The organism is Paraburkholderia translucens (assembly GCF_020881035.1).
GTDB lineage: Bacteria > Pseudomonadota > Gammaproteobacteria > Burkholderiales > Burkholderiaceae > Paraburkholderia > Paraburkholderia translucens.
On record NZ_JAJITC010000002.1, the window covers coordinates 441,356 to 467,190 of the forward strand.

Sequence of the window (25,835 nt, forward strand, 5' to 3'; positions counted from 1 at the left end):
CTTCCTGCACCGAGTTGACGATTAGACCCTGGCTGCCGCGTTTTGAGATCGATACGCGGGGTGATAATCTTCAATCCACGTTGCGCGGGCAGTCGATAAACGGCCCATATTTCGTGGCGCCGCCGCCAGCAACGGGGAGACCGTCATGGTATCGCTGCGCACGTTGCGCCGTGTCTGCCTGCTGGGCGCGGCGATCGCGATAGGCGCGATCGCGGCCGCGAACTGCGGAGGCGGCGGAAGCGGGAACGACAACGCCCCGTCGGGAGCGAGCGCAGGCGGCAGCACCGCTCCATCGGGCAGCGGTTCGGGCACATCGATGGCGGCCGCGCAGGACGTGCTCACCTATCACAACGACATCGCGCGCACCGGCCAGAACCTCGGCGAAACCAGGCTGACGCCAGCCAACGTGACGGCATCGACGTTCGGCAAGGTCGGCTTCTTTGCCGTCGACGGCAAGGTCGATGCGCAGCCGCTATTCGTCGGTTCACTGCCGATCGCCGGCGGCACGCACAACGTGCTGTACGTCGCCACCGAGAATGACAGCGTGTTCGCATTCGACGCCGACACGGGCGCGACCCTATGGGAGGTGAGCACGCTAAGCGCCGGCGAAACCCCGAGCGATAGCCGCGGCTGCAGCCAGATCGTGAACGTGATCGGCATCACATCGACACCGGTGATCGACCGTTCGCGCGGGGCGCACGGCACACTCTTCGCCGTCGCGATGTCGAAGGACGCGGCCGGCGGCTATCATCAGCGCATCCATGCGCTCGACCTCGCGACCGGCGCCGAGCTGCTGAACGGTCCCACCGAAATTGCCGCCTCTTACCCGGGCGCAGGCGCGGGTAGTACGAACGGCGTCGTGCCGTTCACGCCATCGTTGTACGCGGAGCGCGCGGCGCTGCTGCAGCTCGGCAACACGGTCTACACGACGTGGACCTCGCACTGCGACGACGGAGGCTATACCGGTTGGATCATGGGCTACAGCGCCGACACGTTGCAGCAGACCAGCGTCCTCAACGTGACGCCCAACGGCAAGGGCGGCGCGATCTGGATGAGCGGCGCGGGTCCGGCCTCGGACGGCTCGTCGATCTACCTGCTCGATGCCAACGGCACTTTCGACACCACGCTCACCGCGAGCGGCTTCCCGGCCAGCAACGACTTCGGCAATGCGTTCCTGAAGCTCGGTACGTCGGGTGGCCTGTCGGTCGCGGACTACTTCGCGATGACGAACGTCGTTCAGGAGTCCAGCGGCGACATCGACCTGGGTTCCGGCGGCGCGCTCGTGCTGCCGGACCTGACCGACGCGAACGGCGTCGTGCAGCATCTGGCAGTCGGCGCGGGCAAGGACAGCACCATTTACGTGGCGAATCGCGACTCGATGGGCAGGTTCAACGCGACGGTCAACAACATCTATCAGGAGCTTCCCGCGCAGCTGGCCGGGGGCGTGTTCGGCATGCCAGCGTATTTCAACGGGCGCGTGTATTTCGGCTCGGTCGGCGATCATCTGAAGGCGTTCACCGTGACCAATGCGAAGCTGTCGATCACGCCGACAGCGCAGAGCGCGATGACCTTCGTCTATCCCGGCACGACCCCGAGCATTTCGGCGAACGGCGCCACGAACGGCATCGTGTGGGCCGCCGAGAACGGCACCATCGCGGCACTGCATGCGTTCGACCCGGTCACGCTCGCCGAGCTGTACAACAGCAACCAGATGGGCACGCGCGATCAGTTCGGCACAGGCAACAAGTTCATCACGCCATTGATCGCGAACGGCAAAGTGTATGTCGGCACGACGAACGGGGTCGCGGTGTTTGGGTTGCTGGGCGGGTGAGCGCACGCGATCGGCCCGCCCAGCGCATTGCCGCCGCCGATAACGAAAACCGTCTCCAGTTGGATATCGAGCTTGCGGCACGCGCGAACCCCGGGCGCTTCTCATCCGGCAGCTTCAGCTGACCGTTAGGACGGCGCACCGGCGTGCCGCTCACCACCACCGACGACGCGTGTCCGTTGTAGCCGATCGGCATCTCTGTCGAGCGTCGCCCAAAGATCGCTCACGACGTTCACCGTTGCTCCGGATTGAAGTGTTTCCTGAGGCCTTGCCAGCATTCGTAGTAATGCGCCTGCAGTTGCGCGGTTTCGAGCGCGAAGCGCGTCGGCCTGATCAGCGTGCGCGTCTCGAACATGAAGGCCATCGTGTCGTCGACCTTCTTCGGCACCGAGGTATCGATATGCGACGCCTTCTCGAACGTGTCCGCGTCCGGGCCGTGGCCCGACATGCAGTTGTGCAGGCTCGCGCCGCCGGGCACGAAGCCCTCGGCCTTGGCGTCATAGACGCCATGCACGAGACCCATGAACTCGCTCGCGACGTTGCGATGGAACCAGGGCGGGCGGAACGTATCTTCGGCTGCGAGCCAGCGCGGCGGGAAGATCACGAAGTCGATCGTATCGACGCCCAGTGTGTCGCTTTGCGATTGCAGCACCAGAAAGATCGACGGATCGGGATGGTCGAAGCTGATCGAGCCAATCGTGTTGAAGCGGCGCAGGTCGTATTTGTACGGCGCGTAGTTGCCGTGCCAGGCCACGACGTCGAGCGGCGAATGACCGATCTCCGCGCGCCACAGATTGCCGTTCATCTTCGCGACGAGTTCGAAGGCGCCTTCGCGGTCTTCGTACGCGGCATGCGGCGTCAGGAAATCGCGCGGATTCGCGAGACCGTTCGAGCCGATCGGCCCCAGGTCCGGAAGACGCAACAGCGCGCCGAAGTTCTCGCAGATATAGCCGCGCGCGCTGCCGTCCGGCAGGCTCACGGCGAAGCGCACGCCGCGCGGGATTACCGCGATTTCGAACGGTTCGATATCGACGCGGCCCATCTCGGTCGCGATCTGCAAGCGCCCTTGTTGCGGCACGATCAGCAGCTCGCCGTCGGCGCTGTAGAAGAAGCGGTCCTGCATCGAGCGGTTCGCCGCGTATAGATGAATCGCGCAACCGCTCATCGCTTCGGCCGAGCCGTTTCCTGCCATCGTGACCCAGCCGTCGATGAAATCGGTCGGCTCGGTTGGCATCGGCAGCGGGTCCCAGCGCAGCTGGTTCGGCGGCGTCGGCGGGACCCCGGCGAAGTTCGCGACGAGGCGCTCCGACGGTATCAGCGTGAACGGCTTGTGCATGGCGGCCGGGCGGATGCGGTACAGCCACGAGCGGCGGTTGTGAGCGCGTGGCGCCGTGAACGCGGTGCCCGAAAGCTGTTCGGCGTACAAGCCATAGGCCGCGCGCTGTGGCGAATTACGGCCGGTCGGCAGCGCGCCCGGCAAGGCCTCGGTTGCGAATTCGTTCGCGAAACCGGACTGGTAGCCGGGCTCGATATCGAGCCGCAGGCGCTCGTCAGCCGGCGTATGAGTTGAGGTATCCATACATGGTTCTCCGCGGGTTGCGCTGCTGCTTCCAGACTAATACGTGATCCGTGCAGCCGGACCGATTTCACTCGGGTCACGTGGCTGCGTTGCCGCGTCACGCTCACGAGCGCTTTTCCATTAATTTTGGCGACGCCGGGAGTTACGCATCGTAAAACCAATCACGGATAGTGAAACTAACGTATACCCTTGGAATAGCGCTCCGGATGTTGTTCACACCCCGCTCAGCCCCCTGGCCGATAAGCATGCGGCCAATATCGTTATGAACATTTTGTTCATGTGAGCACGGCGCGGACTGCTACCATCAATGGATGCGACCATCGCGTCGCGTCGTCACGCGCCCGGTGCGCGTTCACCGTCGCCACTCATCCGCCCTCATGATTTCGCCGACCATCCCCGATCTGATCGCCCGCGCCGCTCATCACCCGTTTCTCGGCGAGCATCTGGCGATGGGACACGGCACGCACGGAGGCATCGCGCTTGCGCGCTTCGACGGCATCGAACTCGCCAGCGCCTACGAACCGATCTTCGACATCAGCGTGCATGGCCTCGCGCAGTCGCTATCGTGCGGCGCGGAGGGAGTCGACCGGTTCGGAGACGAACTCGGCTTTCAGGCGGTCACGCACAGGCTCGACGCACCGCCGTTCGACGTGTTCGATCCGTTCGACAAGATCGCCGACGACCAACGGCTGGTCGCGCTGGACCGCATGTCGCGCGCGCTGCACGCAATCAACTTCTTCGGCGCGCAGCGGCATGGGCTCCTGTTTCTGCGCGTGCACGAGCGGCTGCTGAAGAGCGTGAAGTACGACCACGGACGGCATTTTTCGAGCGTGCTGACGTCGTTCAACCTGAGTCCGGCGCGCATCGTGATCGAGCTGCCGCCAGCGGCGGTCGCGCACAAGACTTTTCTCGGCTATCTGACGCGCAGTTATCAGCACTACGGGTTCAAGGTGGCGGGCAACCTGTCGAACGCGGGGCAGATTCTGTCGGTGTCGGAAACCGCGCGGCTCGACTTCATCAAGATGGATGCGGCGATCGCGTTGCGCGACGCGACCGTGAAGCCGCTCGTCGGCTACGCGAACCGGCTGCGGGTGCCGCTGATTTTCAATCGCGTAATGGATGAGGCGCAGTTCCTGGCACTCCAGCAGTACGACGTGCGCTTCGTGCAGGGGCCGTTGTTCACCGCGCATTATCACGACCGGGCGGCGTGACACGGTGTGCGCCCAGCGGGCCGGGGCGCCCCTGGATCACCTCGGCCTGGCTTGCCTCAGCCTGGCTCGCCCAGGCGCCGCGCGAGCGCCTTCAGGCGTGGCGCGACATTCTCGCGAAACACTTGCTCCCCCATCGACGACGCGGGCCCGCTACAGCTGAGCACGAGCCAGCGCTTTTCGCGCGGCTCGCGAAACGGCACCGCGACCGCGTTCACGTCGTCGTGCCACGCGCGAAACGAGTAGCAGCAGTGCTCGGTTGCGAACGCGGCGATCTCCTTTTCCGCTTTGGCGACGAGCGTCGGCCCCGCCTTGCCGGCCGCTTTCTTCAGTTCCGCGAGTAGCGCGGCGCGGGCGTCGGGCGGCTGCACGGCAAGATACGCGCGGCCCATCGAACTCGTCAGCATCGACAGTTTCGAGCCGGATGCGAGGCCGAGCGTCAGTGCGGTTTCGCTGCGGATCGTCTCCAGGTACACCATGTCGAGTCCGTCGCGGCAGCCGAGCGAGACCGCCGCGCCGACCTCGCGCGCGAGGCTGCGCAGGTGCGGGCGCGCGAGTTCGAGCGTGTCGGTACCCGACAGCAGCGCGAAGCCGAGCGACAGCACGCCCGCGTCGAGCGCATATTTGCCGTGGGTTTCGTCGAGCCGCAAATAGCCGAGCACGCTCAGCGTGTAAGCGAGCCGGTTCACGGTCGCCTTCGGCAATCCCGTGCGTTCGACGAAATCGCGGTTGCCGAGCATCGTTTCGCCCGGCCGGAACGCGCGCAACAGGTCCAGCCCGCGAGCGAGGGCCACGACGAACTTGCGTTCGTCGAGCGCGGCGGAGAATGTGGATGGCAGCCTCATAGGGTGCTACACTCGATCGTCGTTTGCAAAACATTGTTTCGCAGGGCGGAACTCAAGTCAAGCTCGTTCCGAGCGAGAGAATCGGGAGATACGTCATGGCCGTAGCCGCGCAGTTTCACTGGGAAGACCCATTGCTGCTGGATCAGCAGCTCACCGAAGACGAACGCATGGTGCGCGACGCCGCTGCGGCTTACGCGCAGGACAAGCTGCAGCCTCGCGTGCTCGAAGCGTTCCGTCACGAAAAGACCGACATCGGGATCTTTCGCGAAATGGGCGAGCTCGGCCTGCTCGGCCCGACGATTCCCGAACAGTACGGCGGCCCCGGTCTGAACTATGTCGCGTACGGGCTGATCGCGCGTGAAGTGGAACGTATCGACTCCGGCTATCGCTCGATGATGTCGGTGCAGTCGTCGCTGGTGATGGTGCCGATCCACGAATTCGGTTCGGACGCGCAGAAGGAAAAATATCTGCCCAGGCTCGCGCGCGGCGAGTGGATCGGCTGCTTCGGTCTGACCGAGCCGAACCATGGTTCCGATCCGGGCGGCATGGTCACGCGCGCGAAGAAGGTCGATGGCGGCTACTCGCTGTCGGGCTCGAAAATGTGGATCACGAACTCGCCGATCGCTGACGTGTTCGTCGTGTGGGCGAAGCTCGAGGAAGACGGCAAGGACCACATCCGCGGCTTCATTCTCGAGAAGGGCTGGAAGGGTCTGTCGGCGCCGGCGATCCACGGCAAGGTGGGGCTGCGTGCGTCGATCACCGGCGAAATCGTGCTCGACGACGTGTTCGTGCCGCAAGAGAACATCATGCCGGGCGTGAGCGGCCTGCGCGGTCCGTTCACGTGTTTGAACTCGGCGCGCTACGGCATCGCCTGGGGTGCGCTCGGCGCGGCTGAAGCGTGCTGGCACACCGCGCGTCAGTATGTGCTCGATCGCAAGCAGTTCGGCCGGCCGCTCGCCGCCAACCAGCTGATCCAGAAAAAGCTCGCCGACATGCAGACCGAAATCACGCTCGGCCTGCAAGGCGTGCTGCGGCTCGGCCGCATGAAGGACGAAGGCACCGCCGCCGTCGAAATCACCTCGATCATGAAGCGCAATTCGTGCGGCAAGGCACTCGACATCGCCCGCCTCGCGCGCGACATGCTCGGCGGCAACGGCATCTCGGACGAGTTCGGCGTCGCCCGACATCTGGTGAACCTCGAGGTCGTCAATACCTACGAAGGCACTCACGACGTTCACGCGCTGATCCTCGGCCGTGCGCAGACGGGCATTCAGGCGTTCTTCTGATTCCGATGTCGCAGTACCGATGACGGCAAAAAGCCGGCTCCCTCGAGCCGGCTTTTCATTCGGTGCCGCGCCGCTTAGCGGTTCGGCTGCGGCGTCAGGCGCAGATACGGACGCAGCGCCTTGTAGCCCTTCGGGAACTTCTGCCTGATGACTTCCTCGTCCTTCAGCGACGGCACGATCACGACGTCATCACCCTGCTTCCAGTTGCCCGGCGTCGCGACCGAGTGACTGTCGGTCAGCTGCAGCGAGTCGATCACGCGCAGCACTTCGTCGAAGTTGCGGCCGGTGCTCGCCGGATAGGTGATGATCAGACGCACCTTCCGGTTCGGATCGATCACGAACAGCGAACGCACGGTGAAGGTCTCGTTCGCGTTCGGATGAATCATGTCGTACAGCGTGGAAACCTTGCGGTCTCCGTCCGCGAGAATCGGAAAGCCTACGTTGGCGGCCTGCGTCTCGTTGATGTCCTTGATCCACTCCTTGTGCGACTCCGCGCTGTCGACCGACAACGCGATCGTCTTCACGTTGCGCTTTTCGAACTCGCTCGCGAGCTTCGCGGTGAGGCCCAGCTCGGTCGTGCAGACCGGCGTGAAGTCGGCCGGATGCGAGAACAGCACGCCCCAGCTATTGCCGAGCCACTCGTGAAACCTGATACGGCCAATACTCGACTCCTGTTCGAAATCCGGCGCAATGTCGCCAAGACGTAGACTCATAGTGCATCTCCTTGAGGTATTCGGGATGGTTTGCGTGTGTCCGCGGTGGATCGTCGCCATAAAGCGCTATAAAGCATAAGGCAGCGGTGGTGCGTGGCGAACCAACATCGCGTCAGTACTTTATGCGTTTTTGTAATTTTCTCCCATTTGACGGAAACTTTGCGGGACAGATCAACTCAATCCCTTATCGGTCTGGAGCAGAGCGCCCTCAACTGGGTTTTCTTAACGCCGTGCGCTGTCGGGAACGGTTGATGCAGCGGCGGCAAGCAGCCGCGACTATGCCTCGCCAGCAACCGTTTCTTTGGTTACGATTCTCGCGTAGCGTGAGACAAAGGGAGCTGTCAATGTCGGAAGTCAACAAGGAGAGATTGATGTCGGATATCAAAACCGTCCTCGCGGACGCTGAAGACCTGCTGAAACAGGCCGCGAGCGCTACCGGCGAACGCGCGTCGGAACTGCGCGAGACCGCGCTGACGCGCCTGAAGCAAGCGAAAGAAAAGGCAGCCGACGTTCAGGTCGTGGTCGTCGAAAAAGGCAAGAAGGCCGCCCGCGCCACCGACGACTATGTTCACGAGCACCCGTGGGCGTCGATCGGCATCGCCGCCGGCGTCGGCGTGCTGGTCGGTCTGCTGATCAATCGCAAATAAAGACCGGTGAGGCCGCCGGAGCAGGCCCGTCCGGCGCATCGTCGAAATGGGCGGACCGGCGCGAGCCTGGCCGGTCCCCTTCTGCTGGCGCGCGTGCGCGCCGGATAGACCCTCACGCGCAACGCCCACAGCCATGACGACCGAAACACACTCGCATCGCGCACAGCACAGCCCGTTGCGCCGCATTCTCAGTTCCGTGTTTGCGATCCTGCAAACACGGCTCGAACTGGTGGGCATCGAACTCGCCGAAGAAAAAGACCGCCTGCTTGGCGTGCTGTTTCTCGGCCTTGCCGCGATGATGCTCGCGTCGATGGCCTTGATCGCGTTGACCGCATTGATCGCTATTGCATTCTGGGACACCTACCGATGGCAGGCGCTCGCCGGCATCACCGCGGTCTACGCGATTGCCGGCCTCGGTTGTGCGCTGAAGGCGCGCAGCGGTCTGCGCAACGCGCCGATGGTATTCGAAGCGACCATCGCCGAGTTCCAGAAGGATCGTGAAGCGTTTCGCAACCGCGACTGACGGGCAGGTTTGACTGCATCCAATCCATCGCCCCACCTCCATTGCCGCCGACATGCCATGAGCCCCTCCCGATCCGATACCGCCTTTCGCAGCAAGCGCCTTCCGAAGGATTTGAGCGCGCCGCATCTGCGGGCGCTGCGCAAGGAATTGCTGCTCGTGCGTGCCGACGTCGAGCGCGTCGAACTCGCACAGGCCACCTTCGAATTTCGGGAGGCCGTCACGCGTTTCAGCTGGCTCAAGTTCGTCATTCCCGGTTTAGGCGGCGTGCGCGTCGGCAAGGGTGCGAAGGCGAGTGTGCTCAACGCGGGCACCATCGGCGCCTTGCTCAAGCAGTATCCGTTCGTCAGCTCGATCGTTTCGCTGTTGCTCGCCAAACCGCTGCGCTCGACGATCGTCTCGGGCGCAAAGCCCGCGCTCAAGTGGGGCGGCATTGCGCTCGGAGTGTGGGAAGCATTCCGCATCTGGCAGCAGATGAAGAACGACCCAGCGGCAGCTTCCGCTGCGGCGCAATCCGCCACCGCGCGGGCCGAGTCGATGTGAAGCGCCTATCGAGCTCGCTGCCGTCGTGAGTGGATTTCAATGATCCGCTAACCCGTATTCCAGCATTCACTGCCTGGTGGTACAGGGCCGCCCGCGTCGTTTCTGTTGTCCCGCTGACCTGTCGCATCCAGCACGAACGTGCCGCAAGGGTCGTCGCGCATCGGGCCCGCTTCCGCGGGCGCCGCTTCGATCCAATAGCCGCCGTTCGTGTCGTCCGCGGGCAACACGCGCACGTGATACACCGGCGTGCCGAACTGCGGTGCCTGATCGAGTCCCGCAGGCAAGGCAGGCACGCCATCGCTCGCTGCACCCTCGACGAATTGCGCAGCCCGATAGAGCGCCGACGCCGCATCGATGCGATGCGTGCGCGCGATGTGACTGCGGTACGTAGGGATCGCAAACGCAGCAAGCGTGGCGACAATCGCGAGCGCGATCACGAGTTCGATCAGCGTAAATGCGCATATATTTGGCCTTCTCATACGTCTCCGGTCGGTGCGTTCCTCAGAATGGGCGCGCGGCAACGCGCCGCCAATGACGTTCGATCGCGCCATCCTCGATCACCAGCTCCATCTGCAACCAGACCTGCGACTCGCTGCTCTGGCCGAAGCCGCGCGCGGTCAGCAGATAGGCGTTGGCGTTGGGTCGACTCGCGAGACGCCAAGGCTCGATCAGGCATTGCGGCGCGCGCGATGATCCGGGCCACTGAGCGACAGGGGTGACGGCGCCTGTATCGAACGCGGCCTCAAGCTTCCATTGGGCCGGCTTGCCGGGGACGAGCGGCGCTGGGGCCGCGTCGCCTGTCGACAGCACGTCGCGCTCGCACAAGGTCAGCGCTGAATCCGCCGCATGGAAAGCCTGCAGATGGTCGCGCACATTGGTCGCCGCGCGAGCCGCCGCGAGCGATGTCTCGAACCAGATTGCGGACGTGGCGAGCATCATGGCCGAGACCAACAGCACGATGGCTAGCACGACACCGCGTTGATGCCCACGGCGGACATGGGTTCGACAACTTCGCTTATCTAAGTATTCTGGCTTGCCGCGCAGCGTTGCCGTGTCACGGTCCATCACGCCGGCACCTCCATGCGGTTGCGCAGCGCAACGCGTCGAGAAAACGCCTGCCGAGGCCGCAAGTCGGTGCCGAGCGCGCTCGCGCCATCGCAGTCGACGTACCGCGAGCGCTGCCCTTGCGGCGCGCCGCGCACCAGTACGCAGACATCGACCGCGACGACGTTCGACCATTGATCCACCGGCACTGCCGACGCAGTCACCGCATCCGCCGCGCCGGCCAGCCAATAGCGCAGCCGCACGCGCTCGACGCCTTCCACCAGCGGCTGCGCGGACCCGGCATTGCCGCTGCCCACGCAGTAGAGTTCCGGCTCCCCGGTCGAGCCGCTGACATTGGCGAAGTAGCGATTGACCACCGGCACGCCCTGATCACCGAGCGCCGTGTCGCCGCCTTTGACGGCCTGCCCGACGCAGTCGGTGATCTGACCGCTCGACGATGGCCACGTCGATACGACGTCTGCAACGTAACGGATCGCGACGCCATCCGAGCCGGTGCTCAGCGGGGTGCAGGCGAGGCTGTCGTCGGCGCCGGTCGGACGACCGCCCGCGCAGCCGAACAACGCAGGCGCGGCGTCGTAGCCGCTGACATCGGCGGGAACGAAGCCGGCCATCTGCAATTGCTGACCGATCAGCATCAGCGCGGTCAATCCGGCTTCGCGAATCCGTGCTGCGTTGCTCGCCTGCACGAACGCGTTGCGCTGCGCCGTGTAGAGGGACACGGCACCCGCTGTCACGATCAGCCCGAGCGCCATCGCGATCACGAATTCGATCAGCGTATGGCCGCGCGCGCAATACGGCCGCTTCATTTCGCGAACGCCAACGCGACGCACGATGATCCGGCTGGCGCATCGATCCCGCCGCAAGACTCCGGTTTGTCGATCACGTGGCCAGCAGCCGGCCGGTCCTGCACGAACGCCCACGTCACGCGCGCCGTCGCGACCGCGCCGCTCTCGCCAATCGACACCTCGGCGTGCGGCAGCGCAGCCCTCGCCCGCGCGCTCCATTGATTGAGCGCAAGCTCCCCCATGGAAGACGTACTCGCCGCTTCGGCAATCGAATCGGCTAGCCACGTGGCGTTCTCGCGCAGCGCCATTGCGCGGGCTTCGCGTGCGGTCCACACCTGAGCCGCGATCAAACCCAAAGTGGTTATCGCGATCAATGCTACCGCCAGCATCACCTCAATCAGCGAACTGCCGACGCAGGCCGATGCGCGGGCGCGCAAACCGGTATCGAGTACGGACCGCCTCATGACGTCGCTCCACACGCGCCCTCCGCGAGCCGCGCGCGACCACCTGCCGCGATACTGATACAGCGCCGCCACGGGTTCCCCTGCATCGATTTCGTTGGACTTCGCGGCGCAATGTCGAAACTGCGAAACGCGCCGATCAGTTGCCCAGCCGGCGGTGTGAACGTCATATCCGTCTGGACGCCGGTGATGCTCACCGCCGCGAGCGCCGGCTGCGCGCGCAGCAGCGACGCCTTGCCGCCGCGCTCGGCGAACACGGCCCAACCGCAGGCCCAATCGACGATGCCGTCGGCGCAGGGTCGGCCCGACGCAAGACAAACGCGCGCCGCATCGACGCGGCATACCGTGACGCGCGTACCGCGCCGTAGCGCTTCGCTGCGGGCATAGGCGAGCGTCGATAGCAGCGCCCTCGCGCGCGCGTCGACCTGATCGCGCATATGCCATGCGGCAAACGACGGCATTGCCATCACGGCAATCAGCATCAGGAGCGCGATCACCGCCAGCGTTTCAACGAGCGTGAAACCGGCGCGCGAGGGCCGGTGAGTCTCCTTGCATTTCATCTGCATACCTGATCGTTTGAACGGATGCAGCCAATCTAGCGATTTACGGCGATTCCCACCATCGTCCGAATGGCCAGGTGGCATTCAGACGCTGGCGCACGCGAGAATGCACGTGACGATCCATCACGGAGGCGGGAGAAGCAATGCGTGAAAAAAGGCGCGAAAGGCGCGAGGCGATGAATGCGAACGACCGCGGCTCAGGTGCGGCACGCGCACGCTCAGCGCTTGCGGGAAGGCTTGGGCGGGGAAGAGGCGCGGCGGAATTCCTCGATCACGTCCTCGAATTCGGAGACGTCTTCGAAGCGCCGGTACACGGAAGCGAAACGGACATAGGCGATCGTATCGAGCGCGCGCAACTCGTTCATCACGAGTTCGCCGAGGCGCTCGCTACGCACCTCGCGCTCGCCGCTGCCAAGCAGCTGATACTCGATGCGCGCGACCGCCGCCTCGATCGCGTCCACCGCAACGGGGCGCTTGCGCAGCGCCAGTTGCATGCTGGCGACGATCTTGCGGCGATCGAACTCCGTGCGCGTGCCATCCTTCTTGACGACCGACGGCAACGCCAGCTCGACCCGCTCGTACGTCGTGAAACGCTTGTCGCAGGCCGGGCAGCGGCGGCGCCGGCGAATCGTCGCGCCGTCTTCGGATACGCGCGAGTCGACGACCTGCGTATCGGCGTGGCGGCAGAAGGGGCAATGCATGACGGCTTAGCCGTAGACCGGGAAACGCTTGGTCAGGTCGGCGACCTGCGCCTTCACGCGCTCGATCGTCGCGGCGTCTTCCGGGTTGTCCAGCACGTCGGCGATCAGGTTGCCGACCTGCTCGGCTTCCTTCACGCCAAAGCCGCGCGTGGTCATGGCCGGCGAACCGAGGCGGATGCCCGAGGTCACGAACGGCTTTTCCGGATCGTTCGGAATGGCGTTTTTATTGACCGTGATGTGCGCCGCGCCGAGCGCCGCTTCCGCAGCCTTGCCGGTAATCTTCTTCGCGCGCAGGTCGACCAGCATCACGTGGCTTTCGGTGCGACCCGACACGATGCGCAGACCGCGCTTGACCAGTGTTTCAGCGAGCACGCGCGCGTTCTCGACGACCTGCTGCTGATAGGCCTTGAATTCCGGCGAGAGTGCTTCCTTGAACGCCACGGCCTTGGCGGCGATCACGTGCATCAGCGGACCGCCCTGGATGCCCGGGAAAATCGCCGAGTTGATCTGCTTCTCGAACTCGGCCTTCATCAGGATCACGCCGCCGCGCGGGCCGCGCAGGCTCTTGTGCGTGGTGGTGGTGACGAAATCGGCGTGCGGCACCGGGTTCGGATAGACGCCCGCGGCGACGAGACCGGCGTAGTGCGCCATGTCAACCATGAAGTAGGCGCCGACCGACTTCGCGATCTTCGACATGCGTTCGAAATCGATGCGCAGCGCGAACGCGGATGCGCCCGCCACAATCAGCTTCGGCTTGTGTTCGTGTGCGAGCCTTTCAGCAGCGTCGTAGTCGATGTCTTCGGCTTCGTTCAGGCCGTAGCTGACCACGTTGAACCACTTGCCCGACATGTTGACCGGCGAGCCGTGCGTGAGGTGACCGCCGTGCGCGAGGCTCATGCCCATGATCGTGTCGCCCGGCTTGAGCATCGCGAAGAACACGCCCTGATTCGCCTGCGAGCCCGAGTTCGGCTGCACGTTCGCGGCTTCGGCGCCGAACAGCTGCTTCACGCGATCGATCGCCAGTTGCTCTGCGACGTCGACGTATTCGCAGCCGCCGTAGTAGCGCTTGCCCGGATACCCTTCGGCGTACTTGTTCGTGAGTTGCGAGCCTTGCGCGGCCATCACGGCCGGGCTCGTGTAGTTTTCCGACGCGATCAGTTCGATGTGCTCTTCCTGACGGCGGTTCTCCTGCTCGATGACCTTCCAGAGTTCAGGATCGACGTTGGCGATGGTGCTTTGGGCTCTGTCAAACATACGGGTTCCGTTGAGTGTTTTCAGGTTGACCGGGTCGTGCGCCGAATCCTGCGTAGAGGGTACACAGCGGAGTATGCATCGCTGCGGGTGGTGAGGTCTGCCGTGACGTGGCGAATGGAGAGACGCCGCACACGCGAGGTAGGCCAGCCACCGTCAGCGCAGATTCATGCGCGCGGTTCACGGCTGCCCAGGCGAACGGCAAAACGGCACCCTGCGCTTCACGGTGGGTTGTTCCACCTTGAACCCGATTGGTTGAATCGGCTGAGTCGGACGACTCGGTTCTATCGCCAGTCACGCAGGGTCGAGCGCGTTAGTGTATTGGAAGAGCCCCGAATAGGCAACCGGCTTGCAGGCGCCCAAGCCGCCGCTGGCGCGCCATCCGGCCATGCGGGCGCGCCCGCCACGCAACCGTCTGACGGAAGCGCACTGCCCGCGTCGCAGACCCGCTGCGCGCCGCCGCGACAGGCGCCGATCCGGCTCGTGCGTTCTTGCCGCAACGCCGCATTGGAAGTAGGCTTGGGGCCTTTGTCTCTTACCGACCAGGGAACTGCAATGATCGTGTTTGTCACTGGAGCGTCGGCCGGGTTCGGCGCCGCCATCGCCCGCGCATTTGTCAAGGGCGGCCATCGCGTGGTCGCCACCGCCCGCCGCAAGGACCGCCTGCAGGCGCTCGCCGACGAGCTCGGCGACGCGCTGCTGCCGTATGAGCTCGACGTGCGCGACCGCGCCGCCGTCGAAGCCGTGCCGGCCGCGCTGCCGGACGGGTTCGCCGCGATCGACGTGCTCGTCAACAACGCCGGCCTCGCGCTCGGCACCGAACCGGCACACAAGGCAAGCCTCGACGAATGGAACACCATGATCGAGACCAATTGCACGGGCCTCGTGCAGGTCACGCATGCGCTGTTGCCCGGCATGGTCGAGCGCAATCGCGGTCATGTCTTCAATCTTGGCTCGGTGGCGGGCCGCTGGCCGTATGCGGGCGGCAATGTGTACGGCGCGACCAAGGCGTTCGTGCGCCAGTTCAGCCTGAACCTGCGCGCCGACCTCGCCGGCACTGCGCTGCGCGTGACCGACATCGAGCCGGGTCTGTGCGGCGGCACCGAATTCTCGAACGTGCGCTACCGCGGCGACGACGAGAAGGCCGCCAAGGTCTATGAAAACGTGCAGCCGCTGACGGCCGAAGACATCGCGGATTCGATCTACTGGATCGCCACGCGCCCGGCCCACGTCAACATCAATACGATCGAGCTGATGCCGGTCGCGCAGTCGTTCGGCGGTCTGGCCGTGCATCGCGGCTGAGTTTGGGAGCGGGCGGGGACGCCCGCCGGTGCGGCAATTCGCCTCGCCACTCCCGTTGATGGTTTTTCGCAGGGCGGCGGCGTCCCGCTCCTCGCAGTCCCGGCGCGCCCGGCACAGCCGGCCACGATCCCCGCCGAAGCCCGCCACACGGACCGCACACTTTGAAACAGACCCCTTAGTGTGCGTTCCGGTAGAATGCGCCGCATGAATATGTCGAGAAGCCAGCCCGGCGCGGAAATCGGCTACACGTGGCCCATCCGCGTGTACTACGAAGATACCGACGCCGGCGGCATCGTGTTTTACGCCAATTACCTGAAATTTTTCGAACGCGCGCGCACCGAATGGCTGCGCGCGTGCGGTGTCGACCAGCACCGGCTAGCGGAAGAAAGCGACGCGATTTTTATCGTGCGCAGTACCGCGGTCGACTACCGGGCCCCGGCCAGGCTCGACGACATCGTGAGAATCGTCAGCCGGATCGAGCGTCTTGGCCGAGCTTCGCTAGACTTCGCGCAGGAAGCGTGGCGTGAAGGTGCCTTGCTGGCTACCGGTTCGATCCGGGTTGGCTGCGTGGACCGCGCGACGCTGCGGCCGGCCGCGATTCCGGCTCCGGTTCTCGCCGCCCTGCGACGCGGGGCGGGCGTGAGCCAGCACGGGGCTTGAACAGCGGCGACATGTCAACGAACGACGCCGGCGCCTCGTTGTTACGGGGCCAGCGAACTCATACCGGTCAGGTAACACAAAGCATGGTTCGGCTTCGATATCGCCGAAGCTTCCGTTTTGCCCACGGCAAGCTTGAAGCGGCCTTGCAGCCGGACGCCCCCTTCCCGGGACGTTAAAACGAACCTTTATGAACACTACACAAGATCTGTCGATCGTTTCACTCGTACTCAACGCGAGCCTGCTGGCCCAGGCCGTTATGGCTTTGCTGCTGTTGCTGTCGCTGCTCTCCTGGACTTTCATCTTCCGCAAGTGGTTTGCGATTCGCCGGGCGCGCGCGCAAACTGAGCGCTTCGAGCGTGATTTCTGGTCGGGCGGCGACCTGCAGGCGCTGTATCAGAGCGCCGCGAACAACCGCCACACGATTGGCGCACTCGAGCGGATTTTCGAGTCCGGCATGCGCGAATTCCTGAAAGGTAAAGAGAAGCGCCTGAACGATTCCGGCGCGATTCTCGACGGAGCCCGTCGCGCGATGCGCGCTGCGTTCCAGCGCGAAATGGACGTGCTCGAAGCGAACCTCGCGTTCCTCGCGTCGGTCGGTTCGGTCAGCCCGTATATCGGTCTGTTCGGCACGGTCTGGGGGATCATGAACGCGTTCCGCGGCCTCGCCAATGTGCAGCAGGCCACGCTCGCGAACGTCGCGCCGGGCATCGCCGAGGCACTGACCGCCACCGCGATCGGCCTGTTCGCCGCGATTCCGGCCGTCGTCGCCTACAACCGCTACGCGCACGACATCGACCGTCTGGCGATCCGTTTCGAAACCTTCATCGAAGAGTTCTCGAACATCCTGCAGCGCCAGGCACAGTAAGGAGGCCACGATGGCAGGCTCCCGCTCCTCCAGCATGCGCGGCTCGCGCCAGCGGCGCGCGATGGCCGACATCAACGTCGTGCCGTACATCGACGTGATGCTTGTGCTGCTCGTGATCTTCATGGTCACGGCGCCGCTCATCGCGCCGTCGATCGTCAATCTGCCGACCGTCGGCGGCGCCGCGCCGCAGCAACAGACGCCGCCCGTGATCGTCAACATCCGCGCCGACGGCAACATGAGCGTCAAGTACAAGGACGACTCCGGCACGCAGCAGCAGGAAGACATGACGAAAGCTGGCCTCAACGGTTTCATCGCCGATCGCGCACAATCGCACCCCGATCAGCCCGTCGTGATCGCCGCCGACAAAACCGTGAAGTACGAAGTCGTGATGAACGTGATGTCTGAACTGAAGGCTCAGGGCGTCAAGCGCGTTGGATTGCTCGTCAAATCGCAATGATCCGCAAGAACTCCGAATATCCGCTTCAGCCACCGCGTGAACGCGGCACCGGGCGAGCTTTTCTGTTCGCGTTGGTGATGCATGCGCTGCTCGGATTCTTCCTGTATCACGGCATCCAGTGGCAGAACAGCACGCCCGAGGGTGAGCAAGCGGAACTGTGGACCGAGGTGCCGGATTCGGCGATCCCGCATCCGGTTCCACCACCGCCCGCGCCCGCTCCGGTCGCCCCTGCCCCGCCCGTGCGCGACGAGCAGGCTGACATCGCGCTGCAGGAGAAGAAGCGCCAGCAACAGGAAGCGGCTCGCGCCGCGCAACTGGCCGAACAGCAGCGCCAGCAGAAACTGAAAGAGCAGCAGGAAGCGGAAGCGAAGCGTCAGCAGCAGCTGGCGCAGCAGCAGGCGGCCCAGCTCGCCGCGCAGAAAGCGGCGAAGCTCAAGCAGCAACAGGAGCAGCAGGCCGAGAAGCTCAAGCAACAGCAACTCGCCGAGCAGCAGAAGCAGCAGCAACTGAAAGAACAGCAGGAGCAGCAGCAAAAGCAGGCTCAGGCGGAAGCGCAGAAGAAGGCTGACGCCGAGAAAGCGGCGAAGGCCAAGGCGCAAGCCGATGCAGCCGCGCAAGCGAAGAAGCAGCTCGACGCCGAGCGTCGCGCACGCCTTGCGCAGATGCAGGGCATGGCTGGTCCAGCGGGGTCGTCGGGCAATGGCCTCGGCAAGACCGGAACGGGCAGCGGCTCGGGAGGCACGGCGGCATCGCCGGGCTATGCGGACAAGGTGCGCCGGGTCGTGCGGCCGAACATTTCGTGGGGCGGCGAAACTGAAGGTCTGGAGACCGTGATCGCCGTACGTTGCGCACCGAGCGGCACCTTGCTGAGCGCAAGCGTGTCACGCAGCAGCGGTAACGACGCGTGGGATGCAGCTGCACTGCGCGCCGTCCAGCGTTCCAATCCGATGCCGCAGGACGTCAACGGCAAGACACCGGAGAGCTTCTATATCACGCTGCGCCCGGCAGGTTGATTACGGCCTGGCAGCCGACTGACGGCCAACGCCCCACCCGCCCCGCGCGGCGTTGCGTGGGAACGAAATAGCCGTTTTCCGGTCTGTCTGCTGTCTTTGAGTATTGAGTAAAACCGTTTTGAGGAACCCATACAGCATGAGTTTGATGACCAAGCTAGGCCTGCGAACACTCGTGGCAACGTGCCTGATCGCCGTCGGCGGCGCCGCCAACGCACAACTCAACGTCCTCGTGACGGGCGTCGGATCCACCCAGTTTCCGATCGCAACGGCGAATTTCGCCAATGAAGCGAACTCCCCGCAGCAGGTCAGCACGATCGTGCGTCAGGATCTGCAACGCAGCGGCAAATTCACGAATGTCGACGCAGGTTCGACACCGGTCTCCGAAACCGATTCCGTGGACCTCGGCGCATGGAAGGCCAAAGGCGCCAACGCGTTCGTCGCGGGCAGCGTGAACCGTCTTCCCAACGGCCAGTACGAAGTGCGCTTCAAGCTGTACGATACGGTCAAGGGCGAAAGCCTCGGCGGCCTCGTGCTGGTGAGCCCGGAAAGCGGCCTGCGCATGAGCGCACACAAGGTCGCTGACTACATTTACGCCAAGCTGATGGGCAACCGCGGCGTGTTCGCGACGCGCCTGTCGTATGTGATCAAGACGGGCGGCCGTTATCAGTTGCAGATTTCCGATTCGGACGGCCAGGACGCGCATATCGCGCTGTCGAGCCCCGAGCCGATCATCTCGCCCGCCTGGTCGCCTGACGGCACCAAGGTCGCCTACGTATCGTTCGAAAAGAAAAAGCCGATCGTCTACATTCACGACCTGCCCACGGGCCGTCGCGTGATCGTGTCGGATCAGAAGGGCAACAACAGTGCGCCGGCCTGGTCGCCGGATGGCCGCACGCTCGCAGTCGCGCTGTCGCGCACCGGCAATACGCAGATTTTCGCGGTCAACGCGGACGGCAGCGGCCTGCGTCGTCTCACGCAGGGCAGCTCGATCGACACCGAGCCGACCTACTCCCCTGACGGTCAATGGATCTATTTCACCAGCGACCGCGGCGGTGCACCGCAAATCTATAAAATGCCGGCGCAAGGCGAAAGCGCGAGCAGCGCGCAACGCGTCACGTTCACGGGCAGCTATAACACCAGCCCGCGTGTGAGTCCTGACGGCAAGGAGCTTGCCTACATCTCGCGCGTCGGCGGTGCTTTCAAGCTGTATCTCCAGGACCTGCAAGGCGGGACCGCCACGGGCCTGACGGACACATCACATGACGAATCGCCGAGCTTCGCGGCGAACGGTCAGTACATTCTTTACGCCACTGAGGTGAACGGCCGTGGCGTGTTGGCCGCAGTATCGACCGACGGTCGCACTCGGCAGGTCCTGTCCGTTCAAGGCGGCAACGTACGCGAGCCGTCCTGGGGCCCGTTTATGCAATAACGTTGATGCAACAACACAAGGAGAGTAATCAAATGATGTCCAAACTTCGTTTCGCATTCGCCGTCGTGATGGTCGGTGCATTGGCCGCATGTCACTCGGGCGTGAAGCTCGACGAAAATGCCAACAAGGGCGCTGGCGGCGCTCAACCGAACCCGAACGACGTGGCGACGGTCAACGTCGACCCGCTGAACGATCCGAACAGCCCGCTCGCTAAGCGCAGCATCTACTTCGACTTCGACGCCTACTCGGTCAAGGACGACTATCAACCGCTGCTGCAACAACACGCGCAGTATCTGAAGAGCCACCCGCAGCGTCACGTGCTGATCCAGGGCAACACCGACGAGCGCGGCACCAGCGAATACAACCTCGCACTCGGCCAGCGGCGTGCTGAAGCCGTGCGCCGTTCGCTGTCGCTGATGGGCGTGCCGGATTCGCAAATGGAAGCCGTGAGCCTCGGCAAGGAAAAGCCGCTGGCAACGGGTCATGACGAAGCGTCGTGGGCACAGAACCGCCGCGCTGACCTCGTGTATCAACAGTAAGTCAACGGATGATAAGCCGAATGACGCATCGTTTCTCATGGCTGCGGTTTGCCGCAGCGGCCTGCGTCGCAGGCACGGCCCTCGCGGCCGTGCCTGCCCATGCGGGCATGTTCGACGACGATCAGGCCCGCCAGGCCATTCTCGATCTGCGCTCGAAGACTGACAGTCTGTCGAGCCAGCTGTCGGCGGCGCAGCGCACGATTCTCGATCAGTCCAACCGACTCGACCAGCTGAACCAGCAGGTCGCAACGCTGCGCGGACAGAATGAGGACATGGCGAACCAGCTCACGACGCTGCAAAAGCAGCAGAAGGACTACTACACCGATCTCGACGCGCGCCTGAAGAAATTCGAGCCGCAGCAACAGACGGTGGATGGCGTCCAGGGCGAGGTCCAGCCGGGTGAGACCGATGCGTTCAACGCGGCTTCACAGCAATTCCGCAGCGGCGATTTCAAGAACGCCGCGGCATCGTTCCGCAGCTTCATCTCCAAATATCCGAACAGCCCGTATCAGCCGACGGCGCAATACTGGCTCGGCAACGCGCTGTATGCCCTGCGCGACTACAAGGGCTCGACGGCGATCTGGCAAGGTATCGTGGCCAAGTACCCGCAGCATCCGCGTGCTCCGGAAGCGCTGCTCGCGATCGCAAACAATCAGCTCGAACAAGGCCAGAAGGCCGCGGCAAAAAAGACGCTCGAGCAGATCGTCGCGCAATACGCCGGCTCGGACGTCGCGCAGTCGGCGCAGAGCAAGCTGTCGCAAATCAAGTAGGACGTGGTGGCGGATTGATCGCGCATTGATGTAGTTGGCAGTAACGCGCAGTGTCTGAAGTGATGGTCACGCGCGCCTCTCGCTGGAAAGCCCGGGTAGCGATGCCCGGGCTTTTCATTTTGGCCTGATGGCCGTGCAGAGTTGACAGGGCATTGATGCGCCGATACAATCTCGCTTCTCTTTTGGGTCGTTAGCTCAGCTGGTAGAGCAGCGGACTTTTAATCCGTTGGTCACTGGTTCGAATCCAGTACGGCCTACCAAAAGATTCAAGGGCTTAGCTTCGGCTAGGCCCTTTTTCTTTGGTCCGCGAAAAGCCTCGCTGACCTTTCCACTGTCTTCGCTCGCGCAGGGCGGCCGCGTTTCGGTGGCTGGCACTCCGGTGGCCGGCATTCCGGTGGCCGGCACTCCGGTCGCGACACGTTGGCAACGTCGGTGTATGCGCTGCCGACGGGACGTGCGACCGTGTTGTGGATCGCGTGCCCACCTTGCTCGACCGCGCTGCTTGCCAGCCGACTAGAGCGCCTTCGAGAACCGCCCCATCGATCGACGGGAGAGCGATAATGGTCCGCCTACGCGACCGGCTCTTCGTCTGCAGCCCTACTGATCGCTCGATTGACGCTCAACTTGACCAGCAAAGGAGAAGCCCGATGGTGAAAAGCACTGGCCTGCGCTACGGCTCGATAGCCCAATTCTTCCATTGGTGTACTGCGGTTCTTGTCCTCGTCGCATTTGTGTATGGGCCAGGCGGATCGGAGCAGCGCGTGTACTCGTCCGTCCACGAGTTCGACCGGCGACTCCATGAGACATTGGGATTGTGCGTGTTCGCGCTCACTGTCATCCGATTGCTGTGGCGGACGATCGATGCCCAACCCAAGGCACCCTCCGGGTCACGCTGGATGGATCTCGTGGCGACAGTCGTCCAATCGCTGCTGTATCTGCTGCTCATTGCGCTTCCGCTGACCGCTGTGGCTGGCGCGTGGCTCGAAGGACACCCTCTGACGCTCGTCGCCGGAGTCGAGATTCCACCTTTAATCGGCATCTCACACGGTGCAGGCGCAACGTTCGCATCGATCCACAAGTTGCTCGGCGACGCGATCATGTGGCTTGCGGGACTGCACGCCCTCGCTGCCCTGTTCCATCACATCGTCCTCAAGGATGACGTACTGATCACCATGCTTCCCCGCTGGTTTCCCGGGACACGGGCAAGAACCGGACGGTAAGCCCTGAAGCGTGCTTCTCAGAAGCGCCTGGCAGTGGTCTAGCCAACGCTCCCGGTCACGATTCGAAGAACGCATTCGTGGATCAGGACGAAAAGCACCCACGCATCGCCGCATTCATAATTTTTAGTAATTTTTGATTCATGTTCGTGCCACGGGTGGTTTGTAGCCTCGCGCATTGCAATACCGGCTGCAACTTTCAAAAAAATTCACCACCTACTCAAGCGAACCGAATGCAAACTACCCTGAAGGCGCTTCCGATCGCGGTTCTGATCTCCGCCATCTACGGCTGCGGCGGCAGCAACCAAAACCCGGCGTCGCAAGGCACCACGAGCAGCACCCCGGGCACGCCGACCACGTCCACGACTTCCACCAGCAACTACGCGCCTGGCAACCTGCTGGTTTCGCGCACGGCCTACGACCCGACGTTCACCCTGAGCGGCACGCTGCCTTATAACGCGACACCCACGACCACCAATGCAGCGCCGGTGACCGCTGTCACGCCGGGCACCTTTCCAAATGTGTTCACCAACGACGCGAATGACGCCAACTTCGGCGTGACCTCGGAAGCCTATCTCGATCAGTGGGCACCGAACGCTACGAGCCCGTCGCAAACGCTGGACATCACCGCGCAGGCCGCGAAAAACAACGTCAATTTCGCCACCAGCTTCGCCTCGAAGTCCGAGCTTGCGCTGAACGTGTCGCTGGATCAGAAGTCGCTGACCTTCACCGGCTACAACACGTCGATCGACCAGGCCGACATCTCGAACTCGAACACGCCGGGCGTGGTCGACACGACCAATACCGATGTCGCAACGCCGACCTACCGTACCGTCGCGCAGCTGAATTTCGCCGACAACAGCCTGTCGTTCACGAACACCAACGCCTACGCTGGCAACAACAGCCGCGCAGCGGTGCTGGCCAACGGCATGTACTACATCGTCGGTAATGCCGGCAATTCGGGCAAGAATCCGAAGCCGACGACGGCGCAGCTCGACATGCTGACGATGAACACCGGCGTGCAAACGATCGCCCCCGGCAGCCAATGCGCGTTCACGCAGGTGATCGGTGCATTCCAGTCCGGCACGGGCACCGGCACGTACGCGGTCGCGCCAGCTGGAACGGCGTGCTCACTGGCGTCGATGGGTTCGATCACGGGCGGCAGTGCGACTGGCGATCAGTTCGGCTTCTCGATCACGAGCCTGCCGACGACGCCCCCGACGGCCGCCGACAAAACCGGCAAGGACGTCAACCTCCGCGGGCTCTTCGTCGGCCCGGACGGCACGATGTATGTCTCCAAGGGTAGTGGCGGCAATGGCGTGAACACCGTGTACCAGGTGGGCGCGACCGGCGCGCTCGCCAATGGCGGTACGCTGCCGCAAAACGCCGCGATCACGATCGTGCCGGGCTTCACGACGGCCCTCGCGACGAACCTGACTGCGCTCACGTCGCCGAGCCAGGTGACCGGCACGGTCTATCCGTTCGGCATGTGGATCCCCGCGTCGAATCCGTCGATCATGTTCGTCGCCGACGAAGGCGACGGCATTGCGGGCGACCAGGTGAGCGGCAGCGGCGGCCTGTGGGTCTATCAGAACCAGAACGGCACGTGGAAGCCGCTCGCCAACCTGACGAAGGGCTTGAACCTCGGCACCCCTTACACAGTGACCGACACCACCGGCGTGTACGGTACGAAGGGCGCGAGCTACACGACCACGCCCGACGGCCTGCGCAACATCACGGGCCAGGTCAACTGCGACGGTTCGTTCACGATCTACGCGGTAACCTCGACGATCGGCAACAGCCTGGGCACCGCGTTCGACGCGGGCGCCGACTCGAACCAGCTCGTCAAGATCACGGTGAGCATCAGCGGCTCGACGGTGAGTTCGGCGCAAGGATTCACCGTGATGCAGACCGCGCCGTTTGGTCAGGCGCTGCGTGGCGTCGCACTCGTGCCGAAGTCCTGAGCGAGTTGTTCGATTCACAAGTGACGACCTGCCATCTGGCCGGTCGTCATTCTTCATGCGCGTCCATGGGTCAACGCGCCAGCTCCCCTAGATGAGGCCGTGCGCGATGCCGCTCGGCCTCGCCCAACGCTCCCTGTCATTCGAGACGCCGAAATCGGCGGCTTGCAGTGAAACAGTGGTCGAGTTGGGCGTCGAACGCTTTGCACTGGCGAGCTCGAGGATGCGCTGTTCGTGCGCGTAGAAAAATTCGAGTTGGCGCGTGTCGGACGCTTTTCGTTCGAGTTCGAACACGCGCTCGAGCACGCGCCGCGACACATGAAAACGCTGAAGTCCGCGGCCAAGCCGGATCTGAAAGACAACGCCATCGCCGTTATGCGGCACTGCTGCCCAAATTAGCGGAATGCTGCTCATCGAGCCCCCGTGACTCTGGATCTTCGTATCGGGACTACCGACGATTTCATCCTCGCACGGATAAACGCAGGGCGCGACTTTTCAAAATTCAAACAACCTTGCTTTGGTGTTTTCGCCACAGCGGCAGGTGAATGCGCGGGGCGAGCATCTGATGCCCGACGGGCCTCTTCGTCCGAGGATTTCTTCGGCTTCGCGCCAGGAACGGTGCTTGCGCAAGCGGGCGCCGTTGCCTATAACTCCCGAAGACCGCGTGCTGCGGGTCACGGCAACACCGCCGTTCAATCCCTTGATGGCAACTAATAACGAGGAAACATCTTGGATATCGAAACCGTACGCACATTCATCATGACCCGGGGCGTCGACATCGGCACCAGGGTCGTCGGCGCCATCGTGCTGTGGATTGTCGGCCGCTGGGTCATCGGGCTGATCTCCAGCCTGCTGCGCAAGATGCTCGCACGCAACGGCAAGGTCGATCCGACGCTCGCCCACTACCTCGGGTCGATTCTCGGCGCGTTGCTCAACCTGCTGCTGGTTCTGGCGATCCTGGAAATCTTCGGGGTGCAGACGACGTCGTTCGCCGCGTTGCTCGCCGGTCTCGGCCTCGCGATCGGCACCGCGTGGGGCGGCCTCCTCGCGCACTTCGCGGCCGGCGTGTTCATGCAGGTGCTGCGGCCGTTCAAGGTGGGCGATTTCGTCACTGCCGCGGGCGTCACCGGCACCGTCACTGAGTTGGGTCTGTTCGGCACGACGATCGTCACGCCGGACAACGTGACGACCATCGTCGGCAACAACAAGATCTTTTCCGACACGATTTCCAACTTCAGCGTGCTGCCGTTCCGGCGCGTCGAGCTGACCGCGAAGATCGCCAATGGCGTCGATCCGACCGATGCGATCGCGCGCCTGAAAGCCGCCGTCACGAAGATTCCGAACGTGGCCGTCAACCCGGCGCCCGACATCGAGATCCTGAGCTTCACGCCGGAAGGACCGCTGCTGTGCGTGCGCCCTTACTCGTCCAACCAGAACTACTGGCAGGTCTACTTCGACACCAATCGCGCGATCGTGCAGACCTTCAAGGAAGCCGGCTATCCGACGCCGGAAACACCGCTCGCGCCGCGCGCGATCACGAGCGATTGACGGCATCGGACGTCCGCGCGAACGCGACCGGCGTTCGGGCAGCCGCATGAAAAAAGGCGTCGCGAGTTTCGCGACGCCTTTG

General features: G+C 63.8%; 29 protein-coding genes, 1 tRNA gene, 1 pseudogene and 1 riboswitch. Of the genes and pseudogenes, 19 read left to right on the plus strand and 12 right to left on the minus strand.

What is annotated here, in order from left to right; translation table 11 throughout:
• The first annotated feature begins 145 nt into the window (after positions 1-145).
• Positions 146-1,831 carry a PQQ-binding-like beta-propeller repeat protein gene (locus LJ655_RS05210; protein ID WP_230560185.1) on the plus strand — a complete coding sequence of 562 codons (1,686 nt, stop codon included), beginning with the start codon at positions 146-148 and terminating at the stop codon, positions 1,829-1,831.
• Here LJ655_RS05210 and LJ655_RS05215 read toward each other — a convergent pair.
• Together LJ655_RS05215 and hmgA are read right to left on the minus strand one after the other, a co-directional pair.
• A pseudogene (locus LJ655_RS05215) lies at positions 1,831-2,030 on the minus strand (fumarylacetoacetase); the annotation flags it as partial. The gene LJ655_RS05210 and the pseudogene LJ655_RS05215 sit on opposite strands and share 1 nt — an antisense overlap.
• Before the next feature lie 30 nt (positions 2,031-2,060).
• Entirely contained in the window at positions 2,061-3,407 is a 1,347-nt protein-coding gene (gene hmgA / locus LJ655_RS05220; RefSeq protein WP_230560186.1) for a homogentisate 1,2-dioxygenase, read from the minus strand.
• Between the two features lie 377 nt (positions 3,408-3,784).
• Between hmgA and LJ655_RS05225 the strand changes: the two genes are divergently transcribed.
• Entirely contained in the window at positions 3,785-4,618 is an 834-nt protein-coding gene (locus tag LJ655_RS05225; RefSeq protein WP_230560187.1) for an EAL domain-containing protein, read from the plus strand.
• A gap of 56 nt (positions 4,619-4,674) precedes the next feature.
• Here the strand turns inward: LJ655_RS05225 and LJ655_RS05230 are convergent, their stop codons facing one another.
• A complete protein-coding gene (locus LJ655_RS05230; RefSeq protein ID WP_230560188.1) occupies positions 4,675-5,460 on the minus strand; it encodes an IclR family transcriptional regulator in 786 nt (261 codons plus the stop codon).
• 95 nt (positions 5,461-5,555) lie between these two features.
• Here LJ655_RS05230 and LJ655_RS05235 point away from each other — a divergent pair, with 95 nt between their 5' ends.
• Positions 5,556-6,746 carry an acyl-CoA dehydrogenase gene (locus LJ655_RS05235; RefSeq protein WP_230560189.1) on the plus strand — a complete coding sequence of 397 codons (1,191 nt, stop codon included), beginning with the start codon at positions 5,556-5,558 and terminating at the stop codon, positions 6,744-6,746.
• Positions 6,747-6,820: 74 nt separating this feature from the next.
• Here LJ655_RS05235 and LJ655_RS05240 read toward each other — a convergent pair whose 3' ends face one another.
• Positions 6,821-7,459, minus strand: coding sequence for a peroxiredoxin (locus LJ655_RS05240; protein ID WP_230560190.1), 639 nt, complete (start codon positions 7,457-7,459; stop codon positions 6,821-6,823).
• Positions 7,460-7,803: 344 nt separating this feature from the next.
• Between LJ655_RS05240 and LJ655_RS05245 the strand changes: the two genes are divergently transcribed.
• The 3 genes from LJ655_RS05245 to LJ655_RS05255 all read left to right on the plus strand — a co-directional run bounded on the left by LJ655_RS05245 (position 7,804) and on the right by LJ655_RS05255 (position 9,169).
• Positions 7,804-8,106, plus strand: a complete 303-nt coding sequence (locus LJ655_RS05245; protein ID WP_008919742.1) for an ElaB/YgaM/YqjD family protein — start codon at positions 7,804-7,806, stop codon at positions 8,104-8,106.
• Positions 8,107-8,239: 133 nt separating this feature from the next.
• The gene (locus LJ655_RS05250; RefSeq protein ID WP_230560191.1) at positions 8,240-8,629 is read left to right on the plus strand and encodes a phage holin family protein; all 390 of its coding nucleotides are present in this window, start codon (positions 8,240-8,242) and stop codon (positions 8,627-8,629) included.
• 57 nt (positions 8,630-8,686) lie between these two features.
• Positions 8,687-9,169: a DUF3318 domain-containing protein gene (locus tag LJ655_RS05255; protein ID WP_230560192.1), complete on the plus strand. Its 483-nt coding sequence runs from the start codon at positions 8,687-8,689 to the stop codon at positions 9,167-9,169.
• Between the two features lie 47 nt (positions 9,170-9,216).
• Here the strand turns inward: LJ655_RS05255 and LJ655_RS05260 are convergent, their stop codons facing one another.
• From LJ655_RS05260 to glyA, 7 genes are all read right to left on the minus strand, one after another.
• On the minus strand, positions 9,217-9,648 hold the full coding sequence (locus LJ655_RS05260) for a type IV pilin protein (RefSeq protein ID WP_230560193.1): 432 nt from the start codon (positions 9,646-9,648) through the stop codon (positions 9,217-9,219).
• Positions 9,649-9,670: 22 nt separating this feature from the next.
• A complete protein-coding gene (locus LJ655_RS05265) occupies positions 9,671-10,138 on the minus strand; it encodes a pilus assembly PilX family protein (protein ID WP_425605771.1) in 468 nt (155 codons plus the stop codon).
• A 95-nt stretch (positions 10,139-10,233) separates the two neighbouring features.
• A complete protein-coding gene (locus LJ655_RS05270; RefSeq protein ID WP_230560194.1) occupies positions 10,234-11,040 on the minus strand; it encodes a PilW family protein in 807 nt (268 codons plus the stop codon).
• Positions 11,037-11,483, minus strand: a complete 447-nt coding sequence (locus LJ655_RS05275; RefSeq protein ID WP_230560195.1) for a type IV pilus modification PilV family protein — start codon at positions 11,481-11,483, stop codon at positions 11,037-11,039. The genes LJ655_RS05270 and LJ655_RS05275 overlap by 4 nt, the downstream gene beginning before the upstream one ends.
• Positions 11,480-12,046 (minus strand): GspH/FimT family pseudopilin, encoded by a 567-nt coding sequence (locus tag LJ655_RS05280; protein ID WP_230560196.1) that lies wholly within the window; start codon positions 12,044-12,046, stop codon positions 11,480-11,482. The genes LJ655_RS05275 and LJ655_RS05280 overlap by 4 nt, the downstream gene beginning before the upstream one ends.
• A gap of 212 nt (positions 12,047-12,258) precedes the next feature.
• Positions 12,259-12,741, minus strand: coding sequence for a transcriptional regulator NrdR (gene nrdR, locus LJ655_RS05285; RefSeq protein WP_008919734.1), 483 nt, complete (start codon positions 12,739-12,741; stop codon positions 12,259-12,261).
• Between the two features lie 6 nt (positions 12,742-12,747).
• A complete protein-coding gene (glyA, locus tag LJ655_RS05290) occupies positions 12,748-13,995 on the minus strand; it encodes a serine hydroxymethyltransferase (RefSeq protein ID WP_230560197.1) in 1,248 nt (415 codons plus the stop codon).
• 178 nt (positions 13,996-14,173) lie between these two features.
• A riboswitch (ZMP/ZTP riboswitch) is annotated at positions 14,174-14,300 on the minus strand.
• A 247-nt stretch (positions 14,301-14,547) separates the two neighbouring features.
• Between glyA and ydfG the strand changes: the two genes are divergently transcribed.
• From ydfG to LJ655_RS05345, 11 genes are all read left to right on the plus strand, one after another.
• On the plus strand, positions 14,548-15,294 hold the full coding sequence (ydfG, locus tag LJ655_RS05295) for a bifunctional NADP-dependent 3-hydroxy acid dehydrogenase/3-hydroxypropionate dehydrogenase YdfG (protein ID WP_230560198.1): 747 nt from the start codon (positions 14,548-14,550) through the stop codon (positions 15,292-15,294).
• A gap of 195 nt (positions 15,295-15,489) precedes the next feature.
• Positions 15,490-15,954 carry a tol-pal system-associated acyl-CoA thioesterase gene (gene ybgC, locus LJ655_RS05300; protein ID WP_230560199.1) on the plus strand — a complete coding sequence of 155 codons (465 nt, stop codon included), beginning with the start codon at positions 15,490-15,492 and terminating at the stop codon, positions 15,952-15,954.
• Between the two features lie 187 nt (positions 15,955-16,141).
• Positions 16,142-16,819, plus strand: coding sequence for a protein TolQ (gene tolQ, locus LJ655_RS05305; RefSeq protein ID WP_012431821.1), 678 nt, complete (start codon positions 16,142-16,144; stop codon positions 16,817-16,819).
• 10 nt (positions 16,820-16,829) lie between these two features.
• Positions 16,830-17,276 carry a protein TolR gene (gene tolR, locus LJ655_RS05310; protein WP_230560200.1) on the plus strand — a complete coding sequence of 149 codons (447 nt, stop codon included), beginning with the start codon at positions 16,830-16,832 and terminating at the stop codon, positions 17,274-17,276.
• Positions 17,273-18,289 carry a cell envelope integrity protein TolA gene (gene tolA, locus LJ655_RS05315; RefSeq protein ID WP_230560201.1) on the plus strand — a complete coding sequence of 339 codons (1,017 nt, stop codon included), beginning with the start codon at positions 17,273-17,275 and terminating at the stop codon, positions 18,287-18,289. Before tolR ends, tolA begins: the two co-directional genes overlap by 4 nt.
• A gap of 136 nt (positions 18,290-18,425) precedes the next feature.
• Positions 18,426-19,718 (plus strand): Tol-Pal system beta propeller repeat protein TolB, encoded by a 1,293-nt coding sequence (gene tolB, locus LJ655_RS05320; protein WP_230560202.1) that lies wholly within the window; start codon positions 18,426-18,428, stop codon positions 19,716-19,718.
• A gap of 32 nt (positions 19,719-19,750) precedes the next feature.
• Complete coding sequence (gene pal / locus LJ655_RS05325; RefSeq protein ID WP_230560203.1) at positions 19,751-20,257, plus strand: peptidoglycan-associated lipoprotein Pal; 507 nt, start codon at positions 19,751-19,753, stop codon at positions 20,255-20,257.
• 20 nt (positions 20,258-20,277) lie between these two features.
• Complete coding sequence (ybgF, locus tag LJ655_RS05330; protein ID WP_230560204.1) at positions 20,278-21,027, plus strand: tol-pal system protein YbgF; 750 nt, start codon at positions 20,278-20,280, stop codon at positions 21,025-21,027.
• A 184-nt stretch (positions 21,028-21,211) separates the two neighbouring features.
• Positions 21,212-21,287: transfer RNA gene (locus tag LJ655_RS05335), tRNA-Lys, on the plus strand.
• Between the two features lie 387 nt (positions 21,288-21,674).
• Positions 21,675-22,247: a cytochrome b gene (locus tag LJ655_RS05340; protein ID WP_230560205.1), complete on the plus strand. Its 573-nt coding sequence runs from the start codon at positions 21,675-21,677 to the stop codon at positions 22,245-22,247.
• A 230-nt stretch (positions 22,248-22,477) separates the two neighbouring features.
• Complete coding sequence (locus tag LJ655_RS05345; RefSeq protein ID WP_230560206.1) at positions 22,478-24,208, plus strand: hypothetical protein; 1,731 nt, start codon at positions 22,478-22,480, stop codon at positions 24,206-24,208.
• 87 nt (positions 24,209-24,295) lie between these two features.
• Here the strand turns inward: LJ655_RS05345 and LJ655_RS05350 are convergent, their stop codons facing one another.
• Positions 24,296-24,619: a hypothetical protein gene (locus LJ655_RS05350; RefSeq protein WP_230560207.1), complete on the minus strand. Its 324-nt coding sequence runs from the start codon at positions 24,617-24,619 to the stop codon at positions 24,296-24,298.
• Positions 24,620-24,628: 9 nt separating this feature from the next.
• On the opposite strand from LJ655_RS05350, the gene LJ655_RS05355 reads away from it, so the two are divergent.
• A complete protein-coding gene (locus LJ655_RS05355; RefSeq protein ID WP_230560208.1) occupies positions 24,629-24,919 on the plus strand; it encodes a hypothetical protein in 291 nt (96 codons plus the stop codon).
• Positions 24,920-24,934: 15 nt separating this feature from the next.
• Positions 24,935-25,753, plus strand: a complete 819-nt coding sequence (locus tag LJ655_RS05360; RefSeq protein ID WP_230560209.1) for a mechanosensitive ion channel family protein — start codon at positions 24,935-24,937, stop codon at positions 25,751-25,753.
• Positions 25,754-25,835: the final 82 nt, after the last annotated feature.